Genomic DNA, 24566 nt, shown 5'->3' on the forward strand with positions numbered 1-24566 from the left:
CGATGCGGGCTATAGTCGGTGCACTTGCGCTCGTCTTCCTTGCGAGCAGCTGCATACGGACGTCCACTCCGTACGAACAGGATATCCCCTATTTTCTTGAGGCACCGCGCCCGGGGGCACCATACAGTTCTTCTATCGACATAGCGTTCCGATTGTCCGCTGATGCGACGATATTCTACGTCGTCAAGGCAGCGGGTTCGAGCGCGCCGTCATTAGGCGCTTTCACCGGCGGCGCAGCGGGTTCGGCCGGCATCGTAAGCCGCGGGGCCTTCACCGCGAACAATACGACCGGCGGCGTTACCTTCCCGCACGCGAGCGCGTCATACGAGATCTTTTTCGCTGCCGGCAGGGACGATCACGTTTCTTCGGCGATACAGCGGTTCTCGCTTTCGTTCAGTGCCGGCGGAACATCGATGCGCGGATGGTTCGGAAAAGGCGGTACGACGACGGGCTGGCATACGAACGGCTCCGGGGAGATCGGGGTCATCGGCGCGGCGGCGGGAGAATTCTCTTCCCCTTCCGGCATTGCCGTTTCCCCAAGCGGGGTGGTCTATGTGCTTGACGGCGGCAGCAGTCGAGTGCAGATATTCTCGTCACCGGGCATGTACCATGCAAGCTTCGGCAGTTCCGGATCGGGGGACGGGCAGCTCAATAATCCGTATGACATCGCCCTTGACCGTGACGGGAATGTGTTCATCGTCGATACGGGCAATCACCGTATTCAGAAATTCTCATCGACAGGAACATTCCTCATGAAATTCGGAGCGAACGGTACCGGCGATGGAAAATTCAATACGCCGGAGGGGCTTACCCTTGATACGGACGGCAACATCTACGTCGCCGATAATGCGAACGCCCGCATTCAGAAATTCACTGCAAGCGGCGTATTCCTCGGGTGGTGGGGAAAGGGCAGCGTCACGAGTGGATGGCATGCCCCCGGTTCAGGCGAAACCGGCGTCGGCGGATCGGGCCTCGGTGAATTCAACAGTCCCTACGGCGTTGCATACGACCCCGCGGGGTATATCTATACGATGGAACTCGGCAGCAGACGTCTGCAGAAATTCACGACTGCAGGGAGCTATATCACCGAATGGGGAGGGTCGGGCATCGGTGACGGATTATTCGACATGCCCTACGGCCTCTGCGTCGATCCCGCGGGCTATGTCATTGTCGTCGATACATTCAACGACCGGGTTCAGAAATTCGCACCGTCCGGAGCGCTCGTCGGATGGTGGGGACAGGACGGGACGACGTTCAGCGGATGGCATGCCCCAGGATCGGGACAGAACGGCAATTTTCCCGGCACCGGCGACTGTCAGTTCAATTCACCGAGACGTATAGCCTGCGATGCCGCAGGCAATGTGTACGTTGTTGATTGGGGGAACAATCGCATCCAGGTGTTCCGTTGACGAGACTGCCATTCGTTTGCAATTAAACCCAACGGGCTGTATATAATCCACGAGCCAACAATGAACATTCGAGCAGCACTTGCCGGGATATTCCCGCGCGTTACTCATCCCCAGGAATATCTCGGCGGCGAGCTCAACAGCGTTTTGAAGACGGACTTTGATGTCCACGTCGCCCTCGCCTTCCCCGACCGCTACATCATAGGGATGAGCAATCTCGGCATACAGATACTCTACACGGCGATGAACGGTATGGACGGTGTTTTCTGCGAACGCAGTTTTGCTGTTTCTCACGAAATGGAGGCCTTGCTCCGCGAGAAGGATGTTCCGCTTTTCTCGCTTGAATCGCAGACCCCGCTCGCTGAATTCGATATCATAGGGTTCTCGCTGCAATATGAGATGCTCTACACGAATGTGCTCGCCATGCTCTCCCTCGCGCGCATTCCCTTACGAAGTGCCGACAGGAACGGCGATATGCCCATCATCATCGCCGGCGGGCCGTGCGCATACAATCCCCTGCCGCTCGCTCCGTTCATCGATATCTTTCTTGTCGGGGAGTTCGACAGCGAGATACGGAATTTCGTATCGAAGTATCGCGCGCTCAGGAAGGCGGGCACGGAACGCGACGATATCATTCGCGAGCTCGCACAATTCCCCTACGCGTATGCGCCGCGTTATCATGAGCCAGGGCGCATCATCAGAAAACAGATCGAACATGATCTTGAGAACGCGCCGTACCCGGAACGTCCGCTCATACCCAATGCACGCACCGTGCAGGAACGTGTGGTCGTCGAGATATCGCGCGGCTGCACGCATAACTGCCGCTTCTGTTCGGCAGGCATCATCTTCCGTCCGCTCCGCCACCGCTCTGCGAAACGCATCGTGGAGATGATACGCATCATGACACGGGCAAGCGGTTATGACGAAGTGAATCTCTCCTCGCTCTCCGCGGATGATTACCCGAATATACGCGGCCTCGTGGAATATGTGAGCGCCTGGGGGAATGCTGCGGGCTTCTCGCTCACGCTCCCATCGCTTCGCATCGACAGCTTCGACAGATCGGTCGCCGACCGCATCGCAACGTTCAAGAAGACGGGGCTTACCTTCGCGCTTGAAGCAGGCGATGCGAATGTCCGCGCGCAAATAAATAAGGAGGCGAACGCGGAGGATGTGCTCGCCATTGCGAAAGAGATACAATCGCTCGGCTGGCGGCTCATCAAATTATATTTCATGATCGGCTTTACGGACGATCTGCAGAAAGAAGCGGATGCGATAACGCTCTTCCTCAACACGCTTCGCACCACGGCCGGACGCGGCGTGAAGATAAACGTAAGCATCAATGCGTTCATACCGAAACCGCATACACCGATGCAGTTCCTTGCGCAGGCGGACCATCGACGCATTGCAGGCATCATCGGCACCATGCGTGACTCGTTCCGGCACACCAACGTTTTCCTGAAAACGAACCCCTATGAGATGAGCCATATCGAGGGCGTGCTCGCGCGGGGGGATGAGCGCATTGCGGACGCCGTCGAGCATGCGTTCAATGCCGGCGCGCGCTTCGATGCGTGGGGGGAACACTTCTCGCTTGCGCGCTGGGAGAAAGCGTTCGCGGATGCCGGTATCGATACCAGGTATTATCTCGGCGCACGGACGCTCGATGCGGTATTACCGTGGGACTTCATATCGACCGGGGTGTCGCGGGAACATCTTAATGCGGAATACCGTCGCTCACTTACCGGCGAGATAACACCTGATTGCCGCACGCACGGTTGTCATGCCTGCGGGCTTGAGGAAGGATGCGCGCCGTCACAGGACGAACCGATCGATCTCCCGCCCCCGCCGGAGGCGGCCGATATACGTGCCGATGCTGCCGATAAGGTCTTCGTGCGGTATACCCGGACAGGGAACGCGCGTTTCCTCGGACACTTCGATGTCAAGCGCCTCATCACGAATGCGTTCACCATCTCCGGCATATCACTCGCCTATTCGAAGGGGTTCTCTCCAAAGCCGCTCATCGCGTTCACCGACCCCCTGCCCTTCGGCGTGGAGAGCGAAGCGGAATACTGCGAAGCCGGCCTCCGCGAACGGTGCGATATCGAAAGGCTCATGCTCGACCTCAACGAGCTGATGCCCGAAACGATACGCATCGCGCACATCGAACGCATCGGGCTCACGGAGCGGCGCATCGGCACCATGCCGAAAAACGCTCGATTCCGTTTCCATACGGGGGGCGATACAGCACTTATCGATGCGCTCGCCGCCATTGCCGTACCGGCCGTACGGACGGACAGTGATATCACGCTCGATCTTGCATCCGGCGGGCCAAGGCTCAAGGACATCATCGCAACACTCGCGGAGCAGGGGTTCACGGATGTACGTATCACGAGGGCAGAACCCTGTAACATCCCCATCACTCCCGGGGTAGATGGTATACGGTAATGGAAAAGCCGATCCCCCATGACTCCGACGATGAAGATATAAGCGCCGTTCGGCGTGTGCTGTCGGGGGATGCCGAAGCGTTCCGGTCCATCCTGAAAAAGTATAAGGACCCCGTCTATTCCCTCGCCTATCGATATGCGAACCGCGATCCCGATGAAGCGGAAGACCTTTCGCAGGAAGCCTTCGTTCATATCTACCGGAAACTGCCGCGATTCGACCTCTCGCGGAGGTTCTTTCCCTGGATGTACACGCTCGCGCTCAATATCATAAGGAAGCGCGCGAAACGAAAGCGCCTGCGAACGACCGAACTTTCTGACGCAACCCCCGCGCAGGATGAGACCATCGATTCCGCGATCGACGGAGCGGCTTTCTCCCGGGCGGCGCTCTCCGTCGCCAACGAACTCCCCGAAAAATACCGCGCGGTATTCATTCTCCGCCATTTCGAAGAACGATCGTACGAGGAAATAGCCGCCGTGCTGTCAGTACCGCTCGGGACCGTTCAGGGCTGGCTTTACCGCGCACGTGAGAAATTCATGACTTTGGCACGGCAGCGTAACATCATCCCCCAGGCCGGGGTACATAACAGAGGAGCGAAACAATGAAAGATGACGCATTCGAAAGAATAGCCCCGCTCCTTTCCGAGCGGTCTCCCCATGCCCCGGACACTCTGGCCGAGCGCGTCATGCAGGATATACGCCCGCATCGCGCCGTGCGCACTTTTCATCCCGCCTGGGCAGCGGCTGTGCTCTCCTCGGCGGCCGTTCTGGTATTCGCCGTAACGTTCGCGTTCCTACGCCTGCGTCCCGCGCAGGTGACCGTAGAGATATCCATAGTCAACAGGGATGCGAAAGCGATACATGTCGTCGGTGATTTCAATAATTGGGACCCGTCGGCCCATCCATTGACCCGTACTTCCGAGAACGGCGTATGGCGAACGAAGCTCAAACTCTCGCCGGGGCGATATCGCTATCAGCTCATCATCGATAATGACAGATACATACCGGACCCCAGGGCCCGCGAAGCGGTGCACGATCAGTTCGGCGGCATGAATTCGATACTGGAACTGTAGGAACGGAGGATGACCATGAGAACAACAATAGCATTCCTTCTTTCGATGACAATGCTCTTCCCGGCGGCGACATCCGTCGAGGGGAACGCCACGCGTCTTTCTCAGGGCAAAGGAACCGCATCCGCCATCGGCACACAGGCCAAGGAAGAAACCTATGCAGCCGACAGTGACCGCCGGGGATCCGAGCTCTTCAACAGGCTCAAAGGACAGGGGCTCATCGATACGGACGATGCATCGATACGTACCGAGATACGGGAAATGCTCGCGAACGGCGGGAATGAGACGCACATCGCCGCAATGCTCAGGTTGAGCAAGGACGCCGGTATACGCGGCACCGAGCTCAGGGACACCCTTGCGAGCGCCAACACCGCCATGCTCATGGGCGTTTCGATACGCGATGTGAGCCGCTCGCTTTCACACACCATACGCAGCACGGACACGGGCACGCCGGACCGCGAACGCATGCTCGATCATCGTTACGGCAGGTTCAATGACACGATGCGCCGCATGGTATCGCGCGTCGAAGGGTCACGGCTGCGCGACCGTATTCGATCGCTTGCCGGCAGACGTGATACGCTACGGCGCTACGGCACGCGGATACACGATTGGCTTGCAGCGCATCCCGAAGAAGCGGCGCGGCTGCAGCTCCTCTTGACGATACTGAGGAACCGATGATACGGGAGATACGATCACAGCCATGAAACGCATCATGCTCATCGCGTTCACCGCCATGCTCGCCGCAGCCGAGTACGGCACCTACTTCACACCCGAAGAGAACGCGCTCATACAGGCGGCCTTCAGGTCCGCGCGCGACAGCAACGCACCCGAGGCGTATCTCTCCGCGAAAGTGAACGAGGGCATCGCGAAACGTTCTCCGAGCGCGCGCATCGTCACAGCGGTGACGAACTGTGCCGCAAAGCTCGTGAGCGCCGCACGCATCGCCGACATAGCGAACATACCGAAGGCGGAGCGTGAACGTGCGTTGACGCTCTTCACCGATGCCATGATCAACGGCCTGACCGCAGAGGATATCGAACACATCCGCGCATCTTCGGGCAACGATGTCATCGCTGACCTCATACGCGCATACCTCACGCTCTCATCGTATCAAAGCGATGCGGCGCTCAGCCGCACCCTCGTACGCACGCTTGCCGAGAAGCGCATCACCCGCACCGAACTTGCCGATATCATGAACGTGATCGCCCGTTATGACCGGGATCAACTGCGCATGAGCCGGCGGGAGATACTCGAATCCGTGGCCGACGGCATACGCGACGGAAAACGCGGCCATGCGCTTACACGTGCCGTTGAGCGGAACGCCGAATCAAGAACGCCGCTGCGGCGCATCAAGCGACGGCAATGACGGTCGCTTGCATCCCCATCTTTTTTGCTGTACACTTTTCGAGAGGACGTCGTCATGATGCGAATAGGTAAGTTCATTCCGTTGTTCGCTGCCGCAGCGCTGTTCGCGGGCGATTTCCGCATGACCGGCGGCATCGAGGCGGGACTTCTTTATGACTCGAACATACTCGATGACAGCTTAAGGACACGTGACCTTCTCATTCCGATATCGGCGTCGCTCGGATACAGCTGGCGTATCACGGACGGGGTCATCAATAGAACGAGCTTTTTCCCGTCGTACACGCCGCATATCCAGAACCGTCAGGAAAGCGCGTATTCGCATGCGCTTTCAACGTCATTCGAGATGCACCCCTCGGACACGGCCACACTGATCGTTGCAGCGGGCAATGACATCACGCTCTACCGCATGATGGGCGATCGTGCCGGCTGGACATCGAACGACAGTGTGGGCGTATCCGGGTCCATTTCCGCTGAGTTCGAGATGAATGATTCGATGATAGCCGCACTCTCCGTACGCACACTCGCCGTGCTTTACCCCGCAGCCGACCTCGATTCGATAGAGAACATACTGACGGCGAAAGTACTATGCAACACATCGCTGTTCTCAGAAACATCGGTCGGTGTTTTCGGTTCGATAACCCCCTACACGGAATCCCGGCTGCACGGCTACGGCACGAACGCCGCTTCCGTCATCACCAACGAGGGGACACGCAGGGATATCGCGATCGGTGCGAACGCATCGTATCACAACGAGGAGTCCGAGTGGTTCAGGTTCGACACGGCATTATCCGTATCATCGGTATGGTCCACCGGCGATATCGCCGCCGTAATACTGGCGACCTCGTACATCAATTCCGGGTACTACAACCACATCGCCGGAGAAATTTCGATCAGCGGCACGCTCATCGCGTTCAAAGGCAGCGCCGTATCGCTCGCGCTCGCCGCCGATGTCGAGTACTATCGCGAACGGTTCGCGCTCTCATCATTAAGCACTCGTACCGGAACGGTCATCGGAACAGCAACGGCCGGTCTTGCCGTCGAGCAGACGCTCATCAGGAACGATACCCTTGCCGTCGGCATTTCCGCGACCGCTGATTATTTCCGACGATTCAGCAATGACCCTTACGAGGAAAGCGAAGGATTCACCGCGGGCATTTCCGCTTCGCTTTCGTTCTGATACACGCTTGGCATTTTCCCATACTTGACATTCTTCCATCCCGAAATACAGTAGCAGCATGCAAGAGCCGCTGATACGCATGGAATCACTTTCCGTGAACTTCCGTTCGGGAAGCATGGAGATACCCGCCGTACGCGATGTCTCGCTCTCGGTGAACAGGAATGAAACGCTCGGCATCGTCGGTGAGAGCGGGAGCGGGAAAAGCGCCACCGCCCTTGCGCTGCTCAGACTTCATAATGAACGCCATACGAGCTACCGCGGCCGCATACTCGCCGACGGGAAGGATGTGTTCACGTTCGATGAGCGCGCACTGCGATCCTTCCGCGGGCGGATCGCCGGCATCATTTTCCAGGAACCGATGAACGCATTGAACCCCGTCATGCGCGTTGGGGAGCAGATCATCGAACCGCTTCTCACGCACGAGCGGATGGACAGGACGAAGGCGCTCGCCCTCGCTGCCGAACGCCTCGTACGCGTCGGCATTACCGATGCCGCGTCGCGGCTCACCTCGTTCCCGCACGAACTTTCCGGCGGCATGCGTCAGCGCGTGATGATAGCCATGGCCACCATGCTCGCACCGCCGCTCCTCATCGCGGACGAGCCGACCACGGCGCTCGATGTCACTGTACAGCGCCAGGTCATTGAACTCCTTAAGGAATTACGCCGAACCGAATCGATGTCGATCATCATCATATCGCATGATCTCGGCGTGGTTACCGATATCGCCGACCGCATTGCGGTCATGTATCTCGGCGAAATAGTGGAATACGGCGGAACGAGGTCGATCATGGATGAGCCGAAGCATCCGTATACCGCGGCGCTGGTGACGCTTGCCCGTACGCTCGCACGAAAAGGGAACGAACCGTTATCATCGATCCCCGGGAGCGTCCCCTCGCCGCGCGAACGCCCCGAGGGCTGCGCTTTCCATCCGCGCTGTTCGCGCTGCTTCGATCGCTGTCGAACTGAACACCCGCTTCTCCTTGAGAGAGACGGGATGTCAGTCCGTTGTCACTTGTACGACAGATGATGATCCCTCGCCGCACAAATACGATAATCGCAATGCCCTGATATCGTCGTAGGACACCGTCTCGCAGAGATGTTCGAATATCGGGCGCAGCCGCTCTGTCCCTATCGACTTGAAGGCGTCGTATACCGCCGCGGTGTTCGTATTCGGCGAAACAGCTTCAGCAATATCATTCCCTGCCCGTATACGATCGCCCGCACGTAACGACCGCTCAAGATGTGACAGCACTGTTCCGCGCGTCACGTCGAATCTCCCCATGATCTCTTTGATGCTCTCGCCGGCATTATACGCCGTAGTCACCTCGCGCGTTCGCTGCGGTGTCACCTCACGTGTCCGCTCCCCGCAACCGTTCTGAACATCCGCTTTCTGTTCCGGTATTTCCTTCATTCCGGTTTCAACGCAATAGGACGCTATCGCATGAATAAAAACCGCTCCATATTCCAGCAGCTTGACATCCCCGACCCCGGATATTCGCAACATACTCTCCGTTGTCTGCGGAAAGAAGCGCGCCATTTCGGTGAGCGTTCGGTCCGAGAATACGACATAGGGCGGGACATTTCGGTCCTGTGCAAGTTCTTTCCGAAGTGCACGAAGCCGCTGAAAGAGGGCATCATCGTAATGATCCGGCGCGCGCTTTTCGCCCGCTGTCGTTCTTCCCTGAAAGGGCCGGCCGAATATCTTTTCGCCGGACCGAAGCGCCGACGCCCCGTGTGCGGTAAGGGATACACTGCCGTACTCGGGATCAACTGCGAGATAGCCATTGACGGTCAGCTGACGCCCCAGATGCATCCACGCATGTTTCGACAATTCCTTCCCGATGCCGTATGTCGAAAGCGTGTTATGCGAAAGCGACCGTATCTTTTTCGTGTCCGCGCCGAGAAGTACACTGACAATATGCGCTGCGCCGAAGCGTTCACCCGTGCGTATCACACATGACATGAATTTCTGCGACAGGATAGTGATATCGACCGCTTCCTTCACCGGTCCTGTACAATTATCACAGCTGCCGCACTTGTCCATTGGTGTGTCGCCGAAATAGCGCAAGAGCGGTTTTCTCCGGCATTCCGCCCCTTCTGCATATGCCACCATTGCATTCACATGACCGAGTGCGGTGCTCTTCTCCGGCTCTTCCTTCTCATCCAGCGCTTGCCGCATGATGAAATGGCGGAGCTTCATCGCATCTGAATAATGATAGAGGAGGAGACACCGGGACGGCAATCCGTCACGGCCGGCCCTGCCGATCTCCTGATAATACCCCTCGATGCTTTTCGGCATGTCATAATGCACGACGAAACGCACATTCGGTTTGTTGATACCCATACCGAACGCTATCGTCGCGACGATTATCTGAACGTCATCGCGTATGAAATCTTCCTGATTCCGGCGCCGCACATCGCTTTCGAGTCCGGCATGGTAGGGGCGGGCGGATAATCCATTCTGAGCAAGCATGCCGCTTATTGTCTCAACTTGTTTTCGCGAAAAGCAATAGACGATACCGGACTGCCCCGGGAATTCGCGGACGAACGATATCAGCTGCTGCTTCGGGTCGTATTTTTCCTCAACAGAGATGAAAAGATTCGGCCGGTCGAACGGCGCGACGAAAACTGAGGCATGAGGTATTCCAAGAGTGCGTATGATATCATTTCGAACGCGCACGGTCGCGGTCGCCGTGAGCGCAAGCAGCCGAGCTTCGGGGAAACGCCCCTTAAAGGACGCTATCTGCCGATATTCCGGACGGAAATCATGCCCCCATTCCGATATACAATGCGCCTCGTCAACCGTGATACACGCTACCGTTGTCCGGTCAAGGATATTTTGGATACGGTCCGTGAACAATGACTCAGGGGCAAGATAGAGCAGTTTCACTTCGCGGCGCTTCACCTCTTCAGCGCGCATCGCATATTCCTCCGGTGTAAGAGAGCTGTTGAGGAATACCGCGGGGATATGATGTGCGGCAAGCTGTTCGACCTGGTCCTTCATTAGCGCAATGAGCGGCGAGACAACTATCGTTAAGCCATCGAACAAAAGCGCCGGTATCTGATAGCAGAGCGATTTCCCGCCGCCGGTGGGAAGTATTGCCAGCGTATCTGCACCGGACAAAAGCGAATCGATGATCTCCCGCTGCAGCGGCCGGAACATATCGAAGCCGAAAGTATTTTTCAGTATGGTATCAATCGATCTCATTGCAGCTCACGCCTCCTATTCTCCGATCCCTTTACGTTCGGGATAGTATACGAAACACCTATCGGCGTCAAGCGCCATTGCGTGAGCCGACTTGTGCTGAGCCTGTCGAAGTACGGCGAACAAGCGAACGGGCGTTCAATGCTGCCACAAAGGAAAGCCTCACACCAAGCGCCGGCACGCGTTGAATTTAAAAATCGAATATGGTATAGTATGGTCGTTCTCGGAGCGGTCAAATCAGCAGTTGGTGAAACCATGAGCGATCAAAAGCAAGCGTACGACCCGAAACATACGGTCAAGGAAGTACAGGCGACGATCTCCAATCTCGGCATAAAGAAAGCGAACACGCGTGCGTGGCAGCTTTTTCTCCTCGCCATACTCGCGGGACTCTATATCGGTGTCGGATCACATCTTTTCCTCGTTGCCATGGAACAGGGGATGGGGCGAATGATCGCCGGGGCAGTGTTCGGCGTAGGCCTTGTCCTCGTCGTTATCGCCGGTGCGGAACTCTTCACCGGCAATGTAACGATGGTCGTCGGCACCATCACGCGCCTCTACAGCATACGGAAAATGCTCTTCAACTGGCTTATCGTCTATATCGGCAATTTCATCGCATCGTACCTCTTCGCGCTCCTGGTGTTCAATTCCGGAGTGTTCGGCACACCGGACAACCCGAGTTCGATGGGACTCATGGCGATAAAGGTCGCCGAAGCAAAGCTGAGCCTTACCTTCTCCCAGGCATTCATCCGAGGTGTGATCTGCAATATCCTGGTCATACTCGGCATCATACTCTCGTTCTTCGCAAAGGATATCATCTCAAAGATATTCTGCTGCATACTTCCCATCATGGCGTTCGTTTCATCCGGATTCGATCACTGCGTGGCGAACATGTATCTCATACCCGCCGGGCTCTTCTCCAAAGGCGTGCCGTTCTCCGAGCAGGCGATAATGTTCAAGAATCTCATACCGGTAACGCTCGGTAATATCGTCGGCGGCATTTTCATACTTGTGATACACCCCAATCGGATACGGCAGATAGTGACGCTTTTCAGGAAAGCGAAAGCATAGCACCAATATCGCTCCCACTGAGAATACGCCTCCCCGCTGCGGCGTGCACTGATGCGCATGATGCGTTCTCCTTGACATCTTCGGGTAAAATGACTATATTATAGCATACGGTGCCCTATATGGTGCACCATATAGGTGAAAATGTCAAAAAATCGTGTCCCGGAAATGAAGTATGACTCTATTGCCGCTGAGATACGCCAAGATATCAAGAAAGGCGTGTATTCCGAGCGTATACCCGGGGAACGGGTGATCGCTGAGAAATACGGCATCAATTTCAAGACAGCGAATAAGGCGATATCGTCACTGGTCAGCGAAGGCATACTCTATCATGTGCGCGGTAAAGGAGCCTTTATAAGCAAATGCGGAACGAGAAACGATGTCATCGGGCTTTTCCTCCGCACCACCGGCCATACCTTCGAACCGATGACGAACGCCATGATCAGCGCACTTCAGCGCGGCGGCTTCCTCCCGCTCGTGCACGACACCGCCGACCCCGATTTCGCCTTACACGCAGCTGAACATATCGAGCGCGTCCTGACACGCGATCCCGAAGCGATAGTCATGGAAGGCGATGCCACCATCGTCAACGGGAAACTCTTCCGCAGCGCCGCAAAAAAGATACGCCATCTCATGTTCGTACGGGTGAGCGAAACGCTGCCGGGGCTTGATGCCGTGGAAGTTGTGACCGACCCCTATGCCGGCGCATTCGCCGCGACCGATCATCTCGCTTCGCTCGGGCATACGCGCATAGCGCTCGTGATATACAAATGGATACACGGCGAACTGCTCGGCCGTGTCGCATACCGCCACCGCTACGTACAAGGCTATATCGATGCGCTTGAAAAGCACAGGCTTGCGCCGATGCTCCTCGAAGAAGGGGCTGACGAAGCCGAACGTCTTCTTGCGTGGGAGACGATGCTGTCATCGCCGGCACGGCCGACAGCGCTTTTTTCCGTCGGCGATTTCCGCATCGTCCGCGCCTTCAGCGTGATAAAAAAGCTCGGGCTCTCCGTACCGAACGATCTTGCCCTTGTCGGACATGACAATACACCGTGGTGCACGCACATGGAAGTACCGCTCACGAGCGTATCCATAAAAGAAGAAGAGATAGCGCGCATCGCAGCGGAACGGATACTCACCAGGAATTTCACCCCTGAGCGCATCGTGATAACACCGGAATTGATCGTCCGTGCATCCTCGGATGTTTCCCGCCGCACGATCGATACATAACAGATTGATGGAGGCAACGCATGACCATTCGCATCTTCATTGCATGCAGTATATGCATCGCCGCGCTCAGCGGACAGTCGATATTGACGAACGGCGGATTTGAGATATGGCAGCCGTTCACCGGGACCGTGTCCGCACGCACGCCGACGCTCCCGGACACAATGCTGCCCAATGGATGGACGGCAGCACAGGAAAAACCGGGCGGGGCCGTGCGGAAAAGCTCGACGGCGGCGGACGGGACGTATTCGATACTCATCGAGAACCGGGAAGCGACGATCACATCGGTCGAAACCATGGTCGGCGCATTACCGAACACGAAATACCGCATACGGCTCACGGTAAAAGGCGAGAACATAAGCAGCACCGACGGTGTTTATGTCTGGCACAACACGGGGCCCGCATCCGATTTCTGGAACAAGCAGAACAGGAAAAGCACGGTCGTGCCGGGATCGTCCGGGACATTCGACTGGAAAGAGTTCTCCTCAACGTTCGAGACCGCTTCGGACACCGCGGTCGTACGCTTCGTTCTGCAGCTCAGGAACACAAGCGGCAAAGCGTGGTTCGATAATGTCACATTGATACGCGAGGAAACCAGTATGGGAAAAGTATCACAGAAACCGGAAAGAACAACGTCGGCGAAGGCAGTAGACGCTCAACCGGGGACGGCCGATCTCCGCGGCTACGGCAGGGTCACGACCTCGTTCGGCGCGGATCGTGCAGAGTTCATGTGCGAGAATGAGGGAAAGGCGGATCTCCTCCTCGGCAAGCTCATCGCCGATCTTTTCTGGGATGCCGGGACGGGGCATACTGAAAAGACTCTATCGGTGAAAGGCAGACAGATCATCGTCCATATGTGGCCGCCCTACGGCGCTGTCATGCTCCTGCGCGCGAAAACGCGTGTACTCGCCGTCGGCGCGGAGAACGAGAATGCCCTCGCCGCAGCGCTTGAAAAAGAGACGATGATCATATCGCCCGATGTGCTCTTTGTTCCGTCAAAATCGTACCCTCTCTATCTCGATTTCTATGACCTCAGATCGTTCCGATTCTATACGCATTCGATGTCCTCAGTGAAAAAGCAGGGGCTCGAGAATCACTGGCCGTTCGTGAACCAGTTCGGTATCGGCGGTATATCTTTCCAGGGCGTGGCATCATGGGGAAAATCGCCCGCCGAGGGAGTGTTGCAGATCGCCGATTCGGATTATGAAGTGCGCGAGGCCGGCAAAAATGGCGGCATGGCGGTGCCGTGTCCGGGCATGGGCGAGGTGTCATTGTGGGTGCATAACAAAGAGCCGTTCGCCATGAAACAGCCTTCGCCCACAGCATTGCTCGGTGCCTGGGGCGGAGCAGGATGCGCGGGTGCGCATTATGAGAGCGACGGCATTGCGGCAAGCTACAATGCGCAGAACGTCGCCCTCGCGATGGAACGATACGTCAACGACCCATCGGTCGGCGGCTGGCATCCCTATGCCGGTTCACCGGGAGCCGAAATGGGTATGCATGAGCGCACTGGCGACTTCTGGGATTACTCCCCCGCCGGGCTTTCAAGCTTCCTCGATTATCTGCGCTCGGTAAAGAAATATGATCTGCCCGCGCTCGGAAAACGCTGGCATGCTGATGCATCGCGATTCAAAAGCTGGAACGATGTCATGATGCCCGATGCGCTCGCCTTCTACGGCAGCCTTGATGAGAAAGCGCTCCGCATCGGCGGTGAATGGTACTGGCGTAAAGCAAAGGATGAAACAAGCATTCCAGAGGACGACGGAAAATGGGTACCATTCAGAATGCAGCCGTCCCAGGAACAGGCATTTCTGCCGTGGGGCACATCGTTCTACAGGACGGCGTTCGATGCGGCGGACTGGTGTGCGGCGAACGGCGGAAAAACGAAATACCTTGCGATATCGGCATGGAACCGCACGAAAGGGACCTATCTCGTATGGCTGAACGGGAAAAGCATCGGCGAGTACAAAGGGACAGGACTGCCGGAACCGTTCTGTGCCGACACCGCCGACGCGCTCATTGCCGGAAAGAACGAGCTTGTCATCAAAATACCCGGCAACAATGAATTCAGTGAAGGAAAGATATTCGGACCCGTGCTGCTCACGACGACAAAGCCTGAAAAATACCCCTTCCTCGGGAAAGAAGCCAACGCCCGATACGTCGATCTCAAGGAATGGCAGGCATATACGGTATATAAAACGCATGCGCCGGTGATGGAAAATTGCCGCGCGGTCGATACTGAACGCCAATTCATCCTTTCACCGGGCTCCTCCGCACCGGTGGCTAATTATGCAAATGAACTCGGCGTGCGATACGGCATGGGAATGCAGATGACCGGACGCGAAGCGTGGTATCACCCGTGGTGGCCGGGCTACGGCTTTGTCGCGGGATACTACGGCACGAGCGAACCGTCGGCTACCGCACGCGGTGATTCGCTCACGCGTCTTCTCAGCTGGATATCCATCGACGGGGACAGCGCGCATACGCTGTTCTGGGACATCGAGGATTACATGCTCGAGGAGAAGACGAATGCGTGGTTCACTCGCCATGCCCGCGACATTCGCCTCTTCGGCAAGGCAACGCGGGAAAAACCGGACATCGTGATACTCCGAACCGCTCAGAACATGCTCTTCGGCGTCGAAGCCCCCTGGCGCTGGGATGTCGGCCGCGGCGAACTGCAGAACGCACACTACGATAATGTGTACGCGTCGGAACGCGAGCTTTCGCTCAACCTCATCGACGATTACCGCGTGCTCATGGATTGCGGTAATGAGATCATGGACGATGATCTTCTCGCCTCGATAAAACGGTATGTGGAAAAAGGCGGCGTGTTCATTGCGCTCCACAACACGGGCCTCCACACATCGCTTGAACCGGGATCGTACCCGCTCGCGGCGCTTTCCGGGCTCACACCGACGTCACGCGACAAGAAAGGGACAATAACGTTCGCAAAGGGCATTCCCGTGCTCAAGGAATGGGAAGGCAAGTCCTTCTCCGGCGACGGGATATGCCTCGACCACATGGGTAATGACAGCGCGAAGAATTCCGGTCTGGGGCTCAGCGCCGCGGCAAAGGATGCTGTCGCACTCGCGCGCTGGGATGACGGCAGCATAGCGGTAGGCTATCGGAAGATCGGCAAGGGTGCGGTCATCGTGCTCGGTTCATCGTTCTGGCGAAGCGGGAAGGACGTGAGCGGCGTGTGGCGCACCGGAAGCGAACTTGAAGGCGCCTTCTTCGAACGGCTTTTCACCGATCTGGGGGTTGCACGCAGCGCTTCATCATCGACACCTTCCGTATGGACCCGCAAGTTCATAACGAAGAACGGACTGGAAGAATGGCTCATCGCGTTCAATGCCGAGAAAGATCCGATCTCTGCGGACGTATCCTTCGCCATATCCGATCCAGCGGCGGTCGTGATCGATATGAAAGACCGAAGCGATGCCCGCGCGGCATGTTCGGATGGATGGGCGACGATAAAGAACGTGTCGTTCGAGGGATATGGGCTCCGGGTATTCGGCGTAAAACGATCACTGCTCGCACGCGGTATTCCCGTATGGTGGAAGGAAAAGACCACGTACTGGAAGCGCGTCGAGGCGAAACGCATTGCCATTCCGAAAACAGCGCCGTCGGTGCTGTCGATCGACACTTGGAAATTCATCGCCGACCGCGACGACAGATCTGCATCGTCCTCGGGATGGATGGCTGCTGAAGTGAAAGGCGACGGATGGTCGGATATCAAGACCGGACCGTGGGGTTCGCAACGCGACGAATTATCGGATTACAGCGGAACGGGGCTGTATCGCACCGCGTTCAAACTGCCCGCGGAGTGGAAAGGCCGCCGCATCACGCTCAATCTTTACAGCTTCGATCTGCCGATCGTGTTCGATGAGGGTGATTTCTATCTCAATGGAAAATTCGTGACGAATTACAAAACCAAGCGCTGGAATCAGACATTGAATTACGACGTCACATCGCTCCTTGCCGACGGGAACAATATCCTTGCGGTGAAGGTGAAAGGCGGGAAAGAGATGTCGGGATTGAACGGTGCGGTATGGCTCGCCGCGGAGAAAAAAGCCGTTTCTGAGATAGACGCTTCCGGAGCATGGCGTCTTTTCAAGGGAGATTTCATCACCTCCGATACCGTGAACATACCATGCGATGTGAAAGGGCAATACCTCACCCGCGACATCGAAGTCCCCGCATCATGGAACGGAAAAGAAGTGTATCTCCATCTCACGTCGGAATTCCAGTGGCTCGGCAGCGTTCTTGTGAACGGACGGCCGATCGGATACAACGGATATCTCCATCCGTTCGGTACACGTGCGGAGATAAACATCACCCCGTTCGTCACTGCGGGGAAGAACGTCATCACGCTCTGGCCGTATGCGACGATACCGCGTCCGGGTCAGGAATACGGGAAGCCGGGGAGCCGGGAAGGCATATCTGAAACGCAGATGAGCGTGCGGTCGATCACACTGAAGATGTGCGGCCAATGAGACGGGTCATCTTCACTGCGCTTCTTTCGCTGCTCGCCGATGCTGTCGCTCCAGCGAACATCGTCATTTCGAAAAGAATGCCCTCGAAAAACGGGTTTTTCGAGGTTCCTATAATGGAGAATACAATATGAGACGATCGGTCATCTATTCCAGTATTTTCGCATGTATGTTCTCGACCTTGTCTGCTACAGCGGGAGATACCGTACTGATCCTCGATTTTGAACAGACTGCAGTGAACACATCGCCGCGAACCGCGGTCGGTCCGGATGTGCCCGGCATTCGCGCCTTGCACAAGGCGGCGCATCCCGACGGTGTTGTCGATGTGAGCACGATCGCCGGGGGTTCATTGTTCGACGGAGGGGCGGCATCACTTCTTATATATGATGCGAGCGCAAGCGGTGCGCGGGGTGAGGCGCATATCTCGTTTTCGCCTCAGAAGGATGCCGTCGTTGTTTCCTTCGACATCCGAGTGAATGAAGTGTATACAATGGGTGACACACTTGCAATTCGTGTCCTCGCCGGCCAAGCGGTCGGCGGCGGTATTCGCCTGGCCGGGGACGGAAAGTCTGCCCTGCTCCTCGATACGGACGGCAAGCAGGTCTCATTTCCGCTTGTCACCAAACGCTGGTACCGTGTGGCGCTCAGATTCCCGGCTGCATCCGCTGCCGTCGGCACATATAAGCTGCGCATAACTGATGGCGAGACCAAGGAGAGACGCACGTTCGATGTCTATGCCAAGCGTGACGCAGGTCTTGCCGAGGAATATGGGCGTATCGTCATCGCTACTGGTTTTTCCCTTGCCGCAAAAACGGATGTATCGCTCGATAATGTCCGCGTCACCGGCACCGATGCATCGTTAGGCGATGACAGTGCACAGGAAACGGGCAGCACACTGCAGGAGGCCATTGCCATGACATCAAGTGAAACGCTGAAACGGTTTCCACGCATGGATTGGGAAGAACGAAGCGACTGGCAGAACGTGAAAAGCGACCATCCGCTCAAGGCGAAAGGTGACGGAAAGACCGACGATACGGCGGCACTGCAGTTCGCGCTCACAGCCGCCGGCGAAGGGACGACGGTGTTTTTTCCGTCGGGAACCTATCGCATCACCAAGACATTAGTGCTCAACGTGCCGCCGGGCGGCATCGGCGGTATGCGCATCGTGGGGCACGGACGCGATACCCGCATCGTCTGGGATGGGGAGAAGGACGGGCGCATGTTCGTCACCCACGGAATGCACCGTTCGCGCATCACGGGCATCGTGTGGGACGGGCGCGGTGTTGCCGGCATCGGCATCGAGCACAGTGCGGTCCGCTATGAAACACAGCTGACCCATGAGCATGAGGCCTTCCTCGGTTTCACGATCAGCGGCGTCCGTGTCGATCCGAAACGCACGGTGGCATCGGCGGAAATTCTCTATGAGAACTGCCTATTCGAAGCATGCGAGCGGGGTATTTCGTTCTTCAACTTCAACGACTATGACAATACCATCGACGGCTGCGAGTTCATCCGCTGCGGCATGGCCATAGAGGATGTGCATGGGAATTTCTACGTACGAAACTCCCGTTTTGAAGAAAGTCGCGTCGCGGACATCTCCATGCAGAGCATACATTCCAGTTCGGTGCGCCGCTGCGTATCCGTCGGTTCGCGCCTGTTCATTGATCACCAGGCGAGCGTCTCGCCCATAACGATCGAAAATTGCACCGTAAGCGGCTGGAGTGGTTCGGAGGGCGCTGTCAGGGCGGGCGGTGCGCCGGTGACGATATTCGATTGTGATTTTCGCGTTCCCGACGGCAATGCACCGGTCAAGATCGTTCAGAAAGGACAGCGCATCATATCATCGATGAACACGGTATCCGGCGGGCTGCCGCTGGTAAGGAATCCGAAGGACGGCACCGTGTATGAAATCCCGAGGGGCAAAGTGAACGCGCTAGGCATCAGCATCAATGAACGTGCGCTCAACGCGGATATAGACATCCCTACAAAGGTCTTCGATGCAAAACGCGACTTCGGTGCAAAGGGCGACGGCGTTGCCGACGACACTGCCGCTATCATTCACGCTATCGATGCGGCACGTTCGTACGGCAAGCGATCGATCGCCTATCTCCCCGCAGGCACCTATCTCGTGAGCGACACGATAAAGATCATCGGAAGCGATTTTACTGTCGGCGGAAGCGGTTTTCGCACACATATCGTCTGGAAAGGCCCGGCAGACGGCACGATCATTGCGGTGCATGACCCGCGCAACGTTGTCCTTGAGAACATCGCGATCGGGTGTGATGCGGCGATGAACAATGGCATCGATATCCGGCAGACGGGCTCGGGCGCGATGTCATCGATGACCTATGACATGGTGACCGTGTTCGGGATTTATCAAAAACAGGCCAACCGTAAGGGTCTTCGGCTCGAAGGGCTTTCAAAGAATGCGTTTGTGCACATAAAACACCTCGAAGGCAATGTGCGCATAACGGATTCGGCGAGCGCAACCATTCTTGCGAATACAACCTATGAAGGCATTGTTACAATAGAGGGAAAGGCGAAGGTGCGTGACGGGTTTATCGGCTTTCTTACGAGACTGGGAACGAAGTCGCAGCATCAACTCTATGTGAATGACAGCCAGAGCGTGGTGATGAGCGATTTCTACATCGAGCAGGCGGATGACGGTTTCCAATTTACCGGCAATGCCGGCGACCCGCCGGGGAGGATCACGGTGCAGGGGGCGAAGATGGGAACCGAGACCGGTCCGGTAACGGTGAAAAATTATGCCGGCGAGGTTTTCATAGGGCATCATCAGTTCTTCATGGTGCCGAAACCGATGGTGTTCACCCTGAAGGGCGAGCAGCCGTGTTCGTTATACGTGTTCGGGAGCATGTTTTACGACACAGTTCCGGTGACAAAGATAGACGGCAATTGCAGGGCATTCTTCTTCGGCAATCACAGCAGGGTCCCTTCGGGCTTAAACGTGGTCGATGCGTCCGGCGCGAACGATTCCGATGATACGTCCGCGCTTGTATCGCTCAGCAGGGCATTCGATGATCTCAGGAAACTTGGAGCGCTTGACCGGCGCATCAATCATGGACGCTGATACCGGACACTGCCTCGCACACGCCGAATAATGGAGCAGATAATGGATACGAATGAAAGGATACGTGCATACTGCATGGAGGCATCGCGCGCAGCATGCACCTGGTATTCCGAGAGCGGCGACTGGCGCCTTACATCAACACCGGCCGAAACGCGTGAACGGTTCTGGATATGCTGTTCACTCTACGCTGTCGGGACATCAGCGTTGGCCGATGCGATTATCCGCAAGGGCAACACTGCGCAAAAGACCGCCCGCGGCACGATACACTTTAACATCTTCGATACGAACATCGCTGTACTGCTTCTTATGAAGTATCGGGATGTGATGGGAAAGGACGTTCGCGAAATGCTCGAAAACCTTGTTCGCGACGGATTCGGCCTCTTTCCCGGGAATCGCCAGCCGGATTATCAGTTCCACGGCTACAATGACAATATGCCGGCGAAGGCGACCATGGGGCTTATACTCGGCGGAGAAATGCTCGGTGATACAGCAGCGGTCGAACACGGCATACACAATCTCATGCAGCTTCGCGCACAGCTCATACGCCGCGGCATTAACAGCGAATTCAATTCGCCGACATACACACCGCTTACCGTGCACGCCATGGCGGAGATCGCATCTCATGCCGAAAATGCCGAAGCACGGTCACTCGCGCTCAAGATCGAACATCGCCTCTGGTATGATATCGCTGCGCGCTTCCATCCGGAGACAAAAATGATATCCGGCCCGTATGCACGCGCCTATACGGCCGACATGCTCGGTCATGCAAGCTGCCTTTCATCGCTCCTCTGGTTCGTGCTCGGCGATGCGGCATCCCCCTCCCCGCTCTCGCTCTTCGGCGATCATGACGGCCTTGTGCTCCATCACATGAACGATGTGCCGTTCAATGGTGCGCAGATGTCGTGGTTCGCGAGCGGATCATATCATCTGCCGGAGAATATCGATGACCTCTTTTTCAAAAAGCGCTATCCGTTCCGCGCTGCCGCAACTGCCGAGGTCGGCGACTGTTCCGATATCGCCGGGAGCGCCGGCTATGCAGCACATCCCTGCCGCATTGAGACATACATGACCCCCGATTTTGCCGTGGGCACAACTGATACGCAGTGGCTCGGCGGCGAACAGACGATGAACTATTTTGCCGACTACCGCTATACAGACAGCGTACGGTCATGGCAGGACCGCGGCACGGCATTCACGAAATTCCTCATCAATGATGATGCACCGGGGAATACGGCATCCGCGGGATATTCGAACTGCGGCGAGGCGGACAATATCGCATCGCATACGGATACGCTCACCGTGCAGGACGGTCCGACCGTACTTCTGATCACCAATCCGCAGCCGTCGCTCGGGAATGACCGCGGCAATAAAAAGTCGACCGAGATGTCCTCGCTGCGCGAGCTCTTCATATTCCCGTCGCATGTCCGCGGCGCGGATGGGATCATGATCGGCAAGAACGCGGCATCGTCATGGAGCGGCACCGCGCGGCACGGGGAATGGATATGCGTGAAACGCGGCCGGCTATTCATCGGCATACGTCCGTTGGCATTCTCCATCCCCGAACGCACGATAGCGGTCTCGCTGAAAAAAGTGAACAGCTACGAGGTCATCGAAACGCTGTTCTACTCCGGGGACAAACGAACGTTCAGCCGCGAAGAGCTCTGCCATATGCACGGCGGGTATTACATCGAGCATGCATCCATTGATGAGTACCCGTCGCTTGCTCTGTTCGCCGAAGCCTGTGCGCGTATCGAGTTCTCGGATTTTTACTGGACAACACGCCGCGTACGCTGCCGACGTCCAGTGTCATCGGTACGCAAAGCACTTGAAATAGAACTCTCCGCGAGTGCGGATGCGCTGATCCCGCGTTTCGCCGCCGTCAATGGACGCGTTATCGACACCGTGACCCCGATCAGCATTGACGGCATCGATGCAGGGGCACTGCCGTTCATGGACGAGCCGTTCACCTCGGTGCCCGGCTATTTCCCCTGGCAGAAACTGGAATACTTCTGGGGGCCGCTTATTGCGGGCATCGGCGATAGAGAATGACATCCGCCTTCGACCATTTCAGGGAGTTCGGAGAAATGGAAAAATCCACAGCAGGGGGAATGCTGACAAACACCTTGACAATCGGCGACCGATGTGTTAATATTATTACTAATAATATTAATGAAACCGATAACGCAAAAAGAGATAGCGAAACGCGCCGGGGTATCGCAGACCGCGGCGTCCATGGTATTGAGCGGCAGGAAGAATGCCGCAATTTCCGAGGGAACGAAGCGGAAAATACTCTCCATTGCGCAGAAGTCCGGCTATCGCCTCCGTTTCGTCCGTAAAGAACAGACGCGGACGAATACGATCGCGTATCTGCTCGACGCCCGCTCATTCGAATCCGAAGTGACAGAGGCGTACTATCAGCGCTTCATCGGTTCGCTCGCCGATACCCTGGACGGCAAGGGGTATGCGCTCGCGGTTGCCACGCATGCTGACGCCGCAAAAGCCCTCCGCACCGTGTCGGAACGCGGCTACGATGCTGTCATCACAGGACGGGATCTTCCGGAAAAAAGCATCGCCGCCATGGAATGCCCTGTCATATTCCTCAACCGTCCGTCGCCGGACGCACAACTCTATTCCTCGGTCATGCCGGACAATAAAGGCGGCATCGCAGCAGCGGTGAAACGCCTTCACGAGATGGGACATCGTGCGATAGCTTTCTTCGGGATGACACCGTTGAACGCTCATTCGAAGGAGCGTCTTGCCGGCTATACGAACGCATGTTCATCGCTCGGCCTTTCGGCACACACTGGATATATCGTTACACCGCCGCGCAGGGACGGTACATACGAAGAGGTCTCGTCGTACGCGAAAGACGCCGTTGCATCGTGGCACGCATCCGCCATACCGCCTACCGCTGTCGTCACCATGGGCGATGTGTACGCGCTCCTGCTCCTTTCACACGCGCGCGCGATGGGCATGCGTGTGCCGGAAGACCTGAGCATTGTCGGATTTGACAACACCATCGCCTGTCTCTCTTCGGCACCGCAGCTTGCATCGATAGAGCAGGACATCGAAACAATGGCGACATCGGCGGCATTCATGGCGGAGGAACTGATAGCCGGCAGGCCACCACGCACCGTCGTCATACCGACCGCGCTCATGGAACGCGGATCGATCGGTCCGCACGCATCAAAATAGTACGGAGGCACGTATGAAAGCAGCCATCATCCTATTCTTCACAGCTTCGCTCAGCGCAGCGCTCGTAAAGGCACCCGACGCGAACACGCTCTGGATCGAGAACGGGGCAGATATGCCCGGCGGATGGAGTTCGGGGCTCGACTTTGAATCAACCGCGAACGGTTTTATCATGAAAGCGACCGGCGACCCGAAACGGGTGTACACGCAGCAGAATATCCCTGTCAGCGCTTCGCATCCCTGGTTCGTCTTTGAGATCGTCAATATCCTTAACCGCGACGGCTATAAGGGGCTCTATTTCAACTCCGGCGCGAGCGGCAGGATAAGCACCGGTCCGGTGACGGTGATACCAAAGGGCATATTCGCCTTCATGCCGTACAAGCCGGAAGTGAGCGGCGATAAACCCATGCGCATCGATCTGCACGGAGCGGAGGTGACTTTTTCGTACATGAAAATGGTCAAAACACCGGAATACTACATAGAGATATCATCGCCTGCCATCGAGGCGAAACAGAAGGTAGAGCTCGGTGATTCGCTCACCGTGCGCGTTATCATGGCCGAGGAAAGCGAGGATGTGACGATCGCATTCTACGACAGCTATATGATGCCGCAGCTGACGGTGAACGGGCAGACACGCTTTCAGCTGAAACCGGAGAACGGCAATGCGAAAATATGGGCGACATCGATATCGCTTGCATCGTGCGCCGGCGACAGGCTCAAGCCCGGCGAAACGTTCAAGCCCGGGCGGCTCTTCATCTCGGCCAACATTCTCGGCGGCGGCGTGAAACTCCCGCTCTGGACCTGTAACCCGTGCGAATTCGTTCTGAAGAAATAGCG

The 24566-nt window shown here is 56.7% G+C and carries 16 protein-coding genes; 15 read left to right on the forward strand and 1 reads right to left on the reverse strand.

The window, feature by feature from the left end; all coding sequences use genetic code 11:
• Positions 1-2 precede the first annotated feature (2 nt).
• From AABZ39_05915 to AABZ39_05950, 8 genes are read left to right on the forward strand one after another with little or no spacing between them, the layout of a single operon-like run.
• Positions 3-1409: a hypothetical protein gene (locus tag AABZ39_05915; protein ID MEK6794290.1), complete on the forward strand. Its 1407-nt coding sequence runs from the start codon at positions 3-5 to the stop codon at positions 1407-1409.
• A gap of 60 nt (positions 1410-1469) precedes the next feature.
• Positions 1470-3848: a TIGR03960 family B12-binding radical SAM protein gene (locus tag AABZ39_05920; GenBank protein ID MEK6794291.1), complete on the forward strand. Its 2379-nt coding sequence runs from the start codon at positions 1470-1472 to the stop codon at positions 3846-3848.
• On the forward strand, positions 3848-4450 hold the full coding sequence (locus AABZ39_05925; protein MEK6794292.1) for an RNA polymerase sigma factor: 603 nt from the start codon (positions 3848-3850) through the stop codon (positions 4448-4450). Before AABZ39_05920 ends, AABZ39_05925 begins: the two co-directional genes overlap by 1 nt.
• Positions 4447-4917, forward strand: coding sequence for an isoamylase early set domain-containing protein (locus tag AABZ39_05930; protein MEK6794293.1), 471 nt, complete (start codon positions 4447-4449; stop codon positions 4915-4917). The genes AABZ39_05925 and AABZ39_05930 overlap by 4 nt, the downstream gene beginning before the upstream one ends.
• Positions 4918-4932: 15 nt before the next feature.
• Positions 4933-5592, forward strand: coding sequence for a hypothetical protein (locus tag AABZ39_05935; GenBank protein ID MEK6794294.1), 660 nt, complete (start codon positions 4933-4935; stop codon positions 5590-5592).
• Positions 5593-5614: 22 nt separating this feature from the next.
• Positions 5615-6280, forward strand: a complete 666-nt coding sequence (locus tag AABZ39_05940) for a hypothetical protein (protein MEK6794295.1) — start codon at positions 5615-5617, stop codon at positions 6278-6280.
• A 54-nt stretch (positions 6281-6334) separates the two neighbouring features.
• The gene (locus AABZ39_05945) at positions 6335-7456 is read left to right on the forward strand and encodes a hypothetical protein (protein MEK6794296.1); all 1122 of its coding nucleotides are present in this window, start codon (positions 6335-6337) and stop codon (positions 7454-7456) included.
• 58 nt (positions 7457-7514) lie between these two features.
• Positions 7515-8483, forward strand: coding sequence for an ABC transporter ATP-binding protein (locus AABZ39_05950; protein ID MEK6794297.1), 969 nt, complete (start codon positions 7515-7517; stop codon positions 8481-8483).
• Here the strand turns inward: AABZ39_05950 and recQ are convergent.
• A complete protein-coding gene (recQ, locus tag AABZ39_05955; GenBank protein ID MEK6794298.1) occupies positions 8454-10664 on the reverse strand; it encodes a DNA helicase RecQ in 2211 nt (736 codons plus the stop codon). The genes AABZ39_05950 and recQ overlap by 30 nt on opposite strands.
• A gap of 252 nt (positions 10665-10916) precedes the next feature.
• Between recQ and AABZ39_05960 the strand changes: the two genes are divergently transcribed.
• The 7 genes from AABZ39_05960 (at position 10917) to AABZ39_05990 (ending at position 24564) form a co-directional block, all read left to right on the forward strand.
• Positions 10917-11729, forward strand: a complete 813-nt coding sequence (locus tag AABZ39_05960; GenBank protein ID MEK6794299.1) for a formate/nitrite transporter family protein — start codon at positions 10917-10919, stop codon at positions 11727-11729.
• Between the two features lie 141 nt (positions 11730-11870).
• Positions 11871-12959 carry a substrate-binding domain-containing protein gene (locus AABZ39_05965; GenBank protein MEK6794300.1) on the forward strand — a complete coding sequence of 363 codons (1089 nt, stop codon included), beginning with the start codon at positions 11871-11873 and terminating at the stop codon, positions 12957-12959.
• A gap of 20 nt (positions 12960-12979) precedes the next feature.
• Entirely contained in the window at positions 12980-17452 is a 4473-nt protein-coding gene (locus AABZ39_05970) for a hypothetical protein (GenBank protein ID MEK6794301.1), read from the forward strand.
• Between the two features lie 127 nt (positions 17453-17579).
• Positions 17580-20537, forward strand: coding sequence for a glycosyl hydrolase family 28-related protein (locus AABZ39_05975; GenBank protein ID MEK6794302.1), 2958 nt, complete (start codon positions 17580-17582; stop codon positions 20535-20537).
• A 42-nt stretch (positions 20538-20579) separates the two neighbouring features.
• Entirely contained in the window at positions 20580-22586 is a 2007-nt protein-coding gene (locus AABZ39_05980) for a hypothetical protein (GenBank protein ID MEK6794303.1), read from the forward strand.
• 120 nt (positions 22587-22706) lie between these two features.
• Positions 22707-23732: a LacI family DNA-binding transcriptional regulator gene (locus AABZ39_05985; protein ID MEK6794304.1), complete on the forward strand. Its 1026-nt coding sequence runs from the start codon at positions 22707-22709 to the stop codon at positions 23730-23732.
• 13 nt (positions 23733-23745) lie between these two features.
• On the forward strand, positions 23746-24564 hold the full coding sequence (locus AABZ39_05990; protein ID MEK6794305.1) for a hypothetical protein: 819 nt from the start codon (positions 23746-23748) through the stop codon (positions 24562-24564).
• Positions 24565-24566 lie beyond the last annotated feature (2 nt).

The organism is Spirochaetota bacterium, from assembly GCA_038043445.1.
Taxonomy (GTDB): domain Bacteria; phylum Spirochaetota; class Brachyspiria; order Brachyspirales; family JACRPF01; genus JBBTBY01.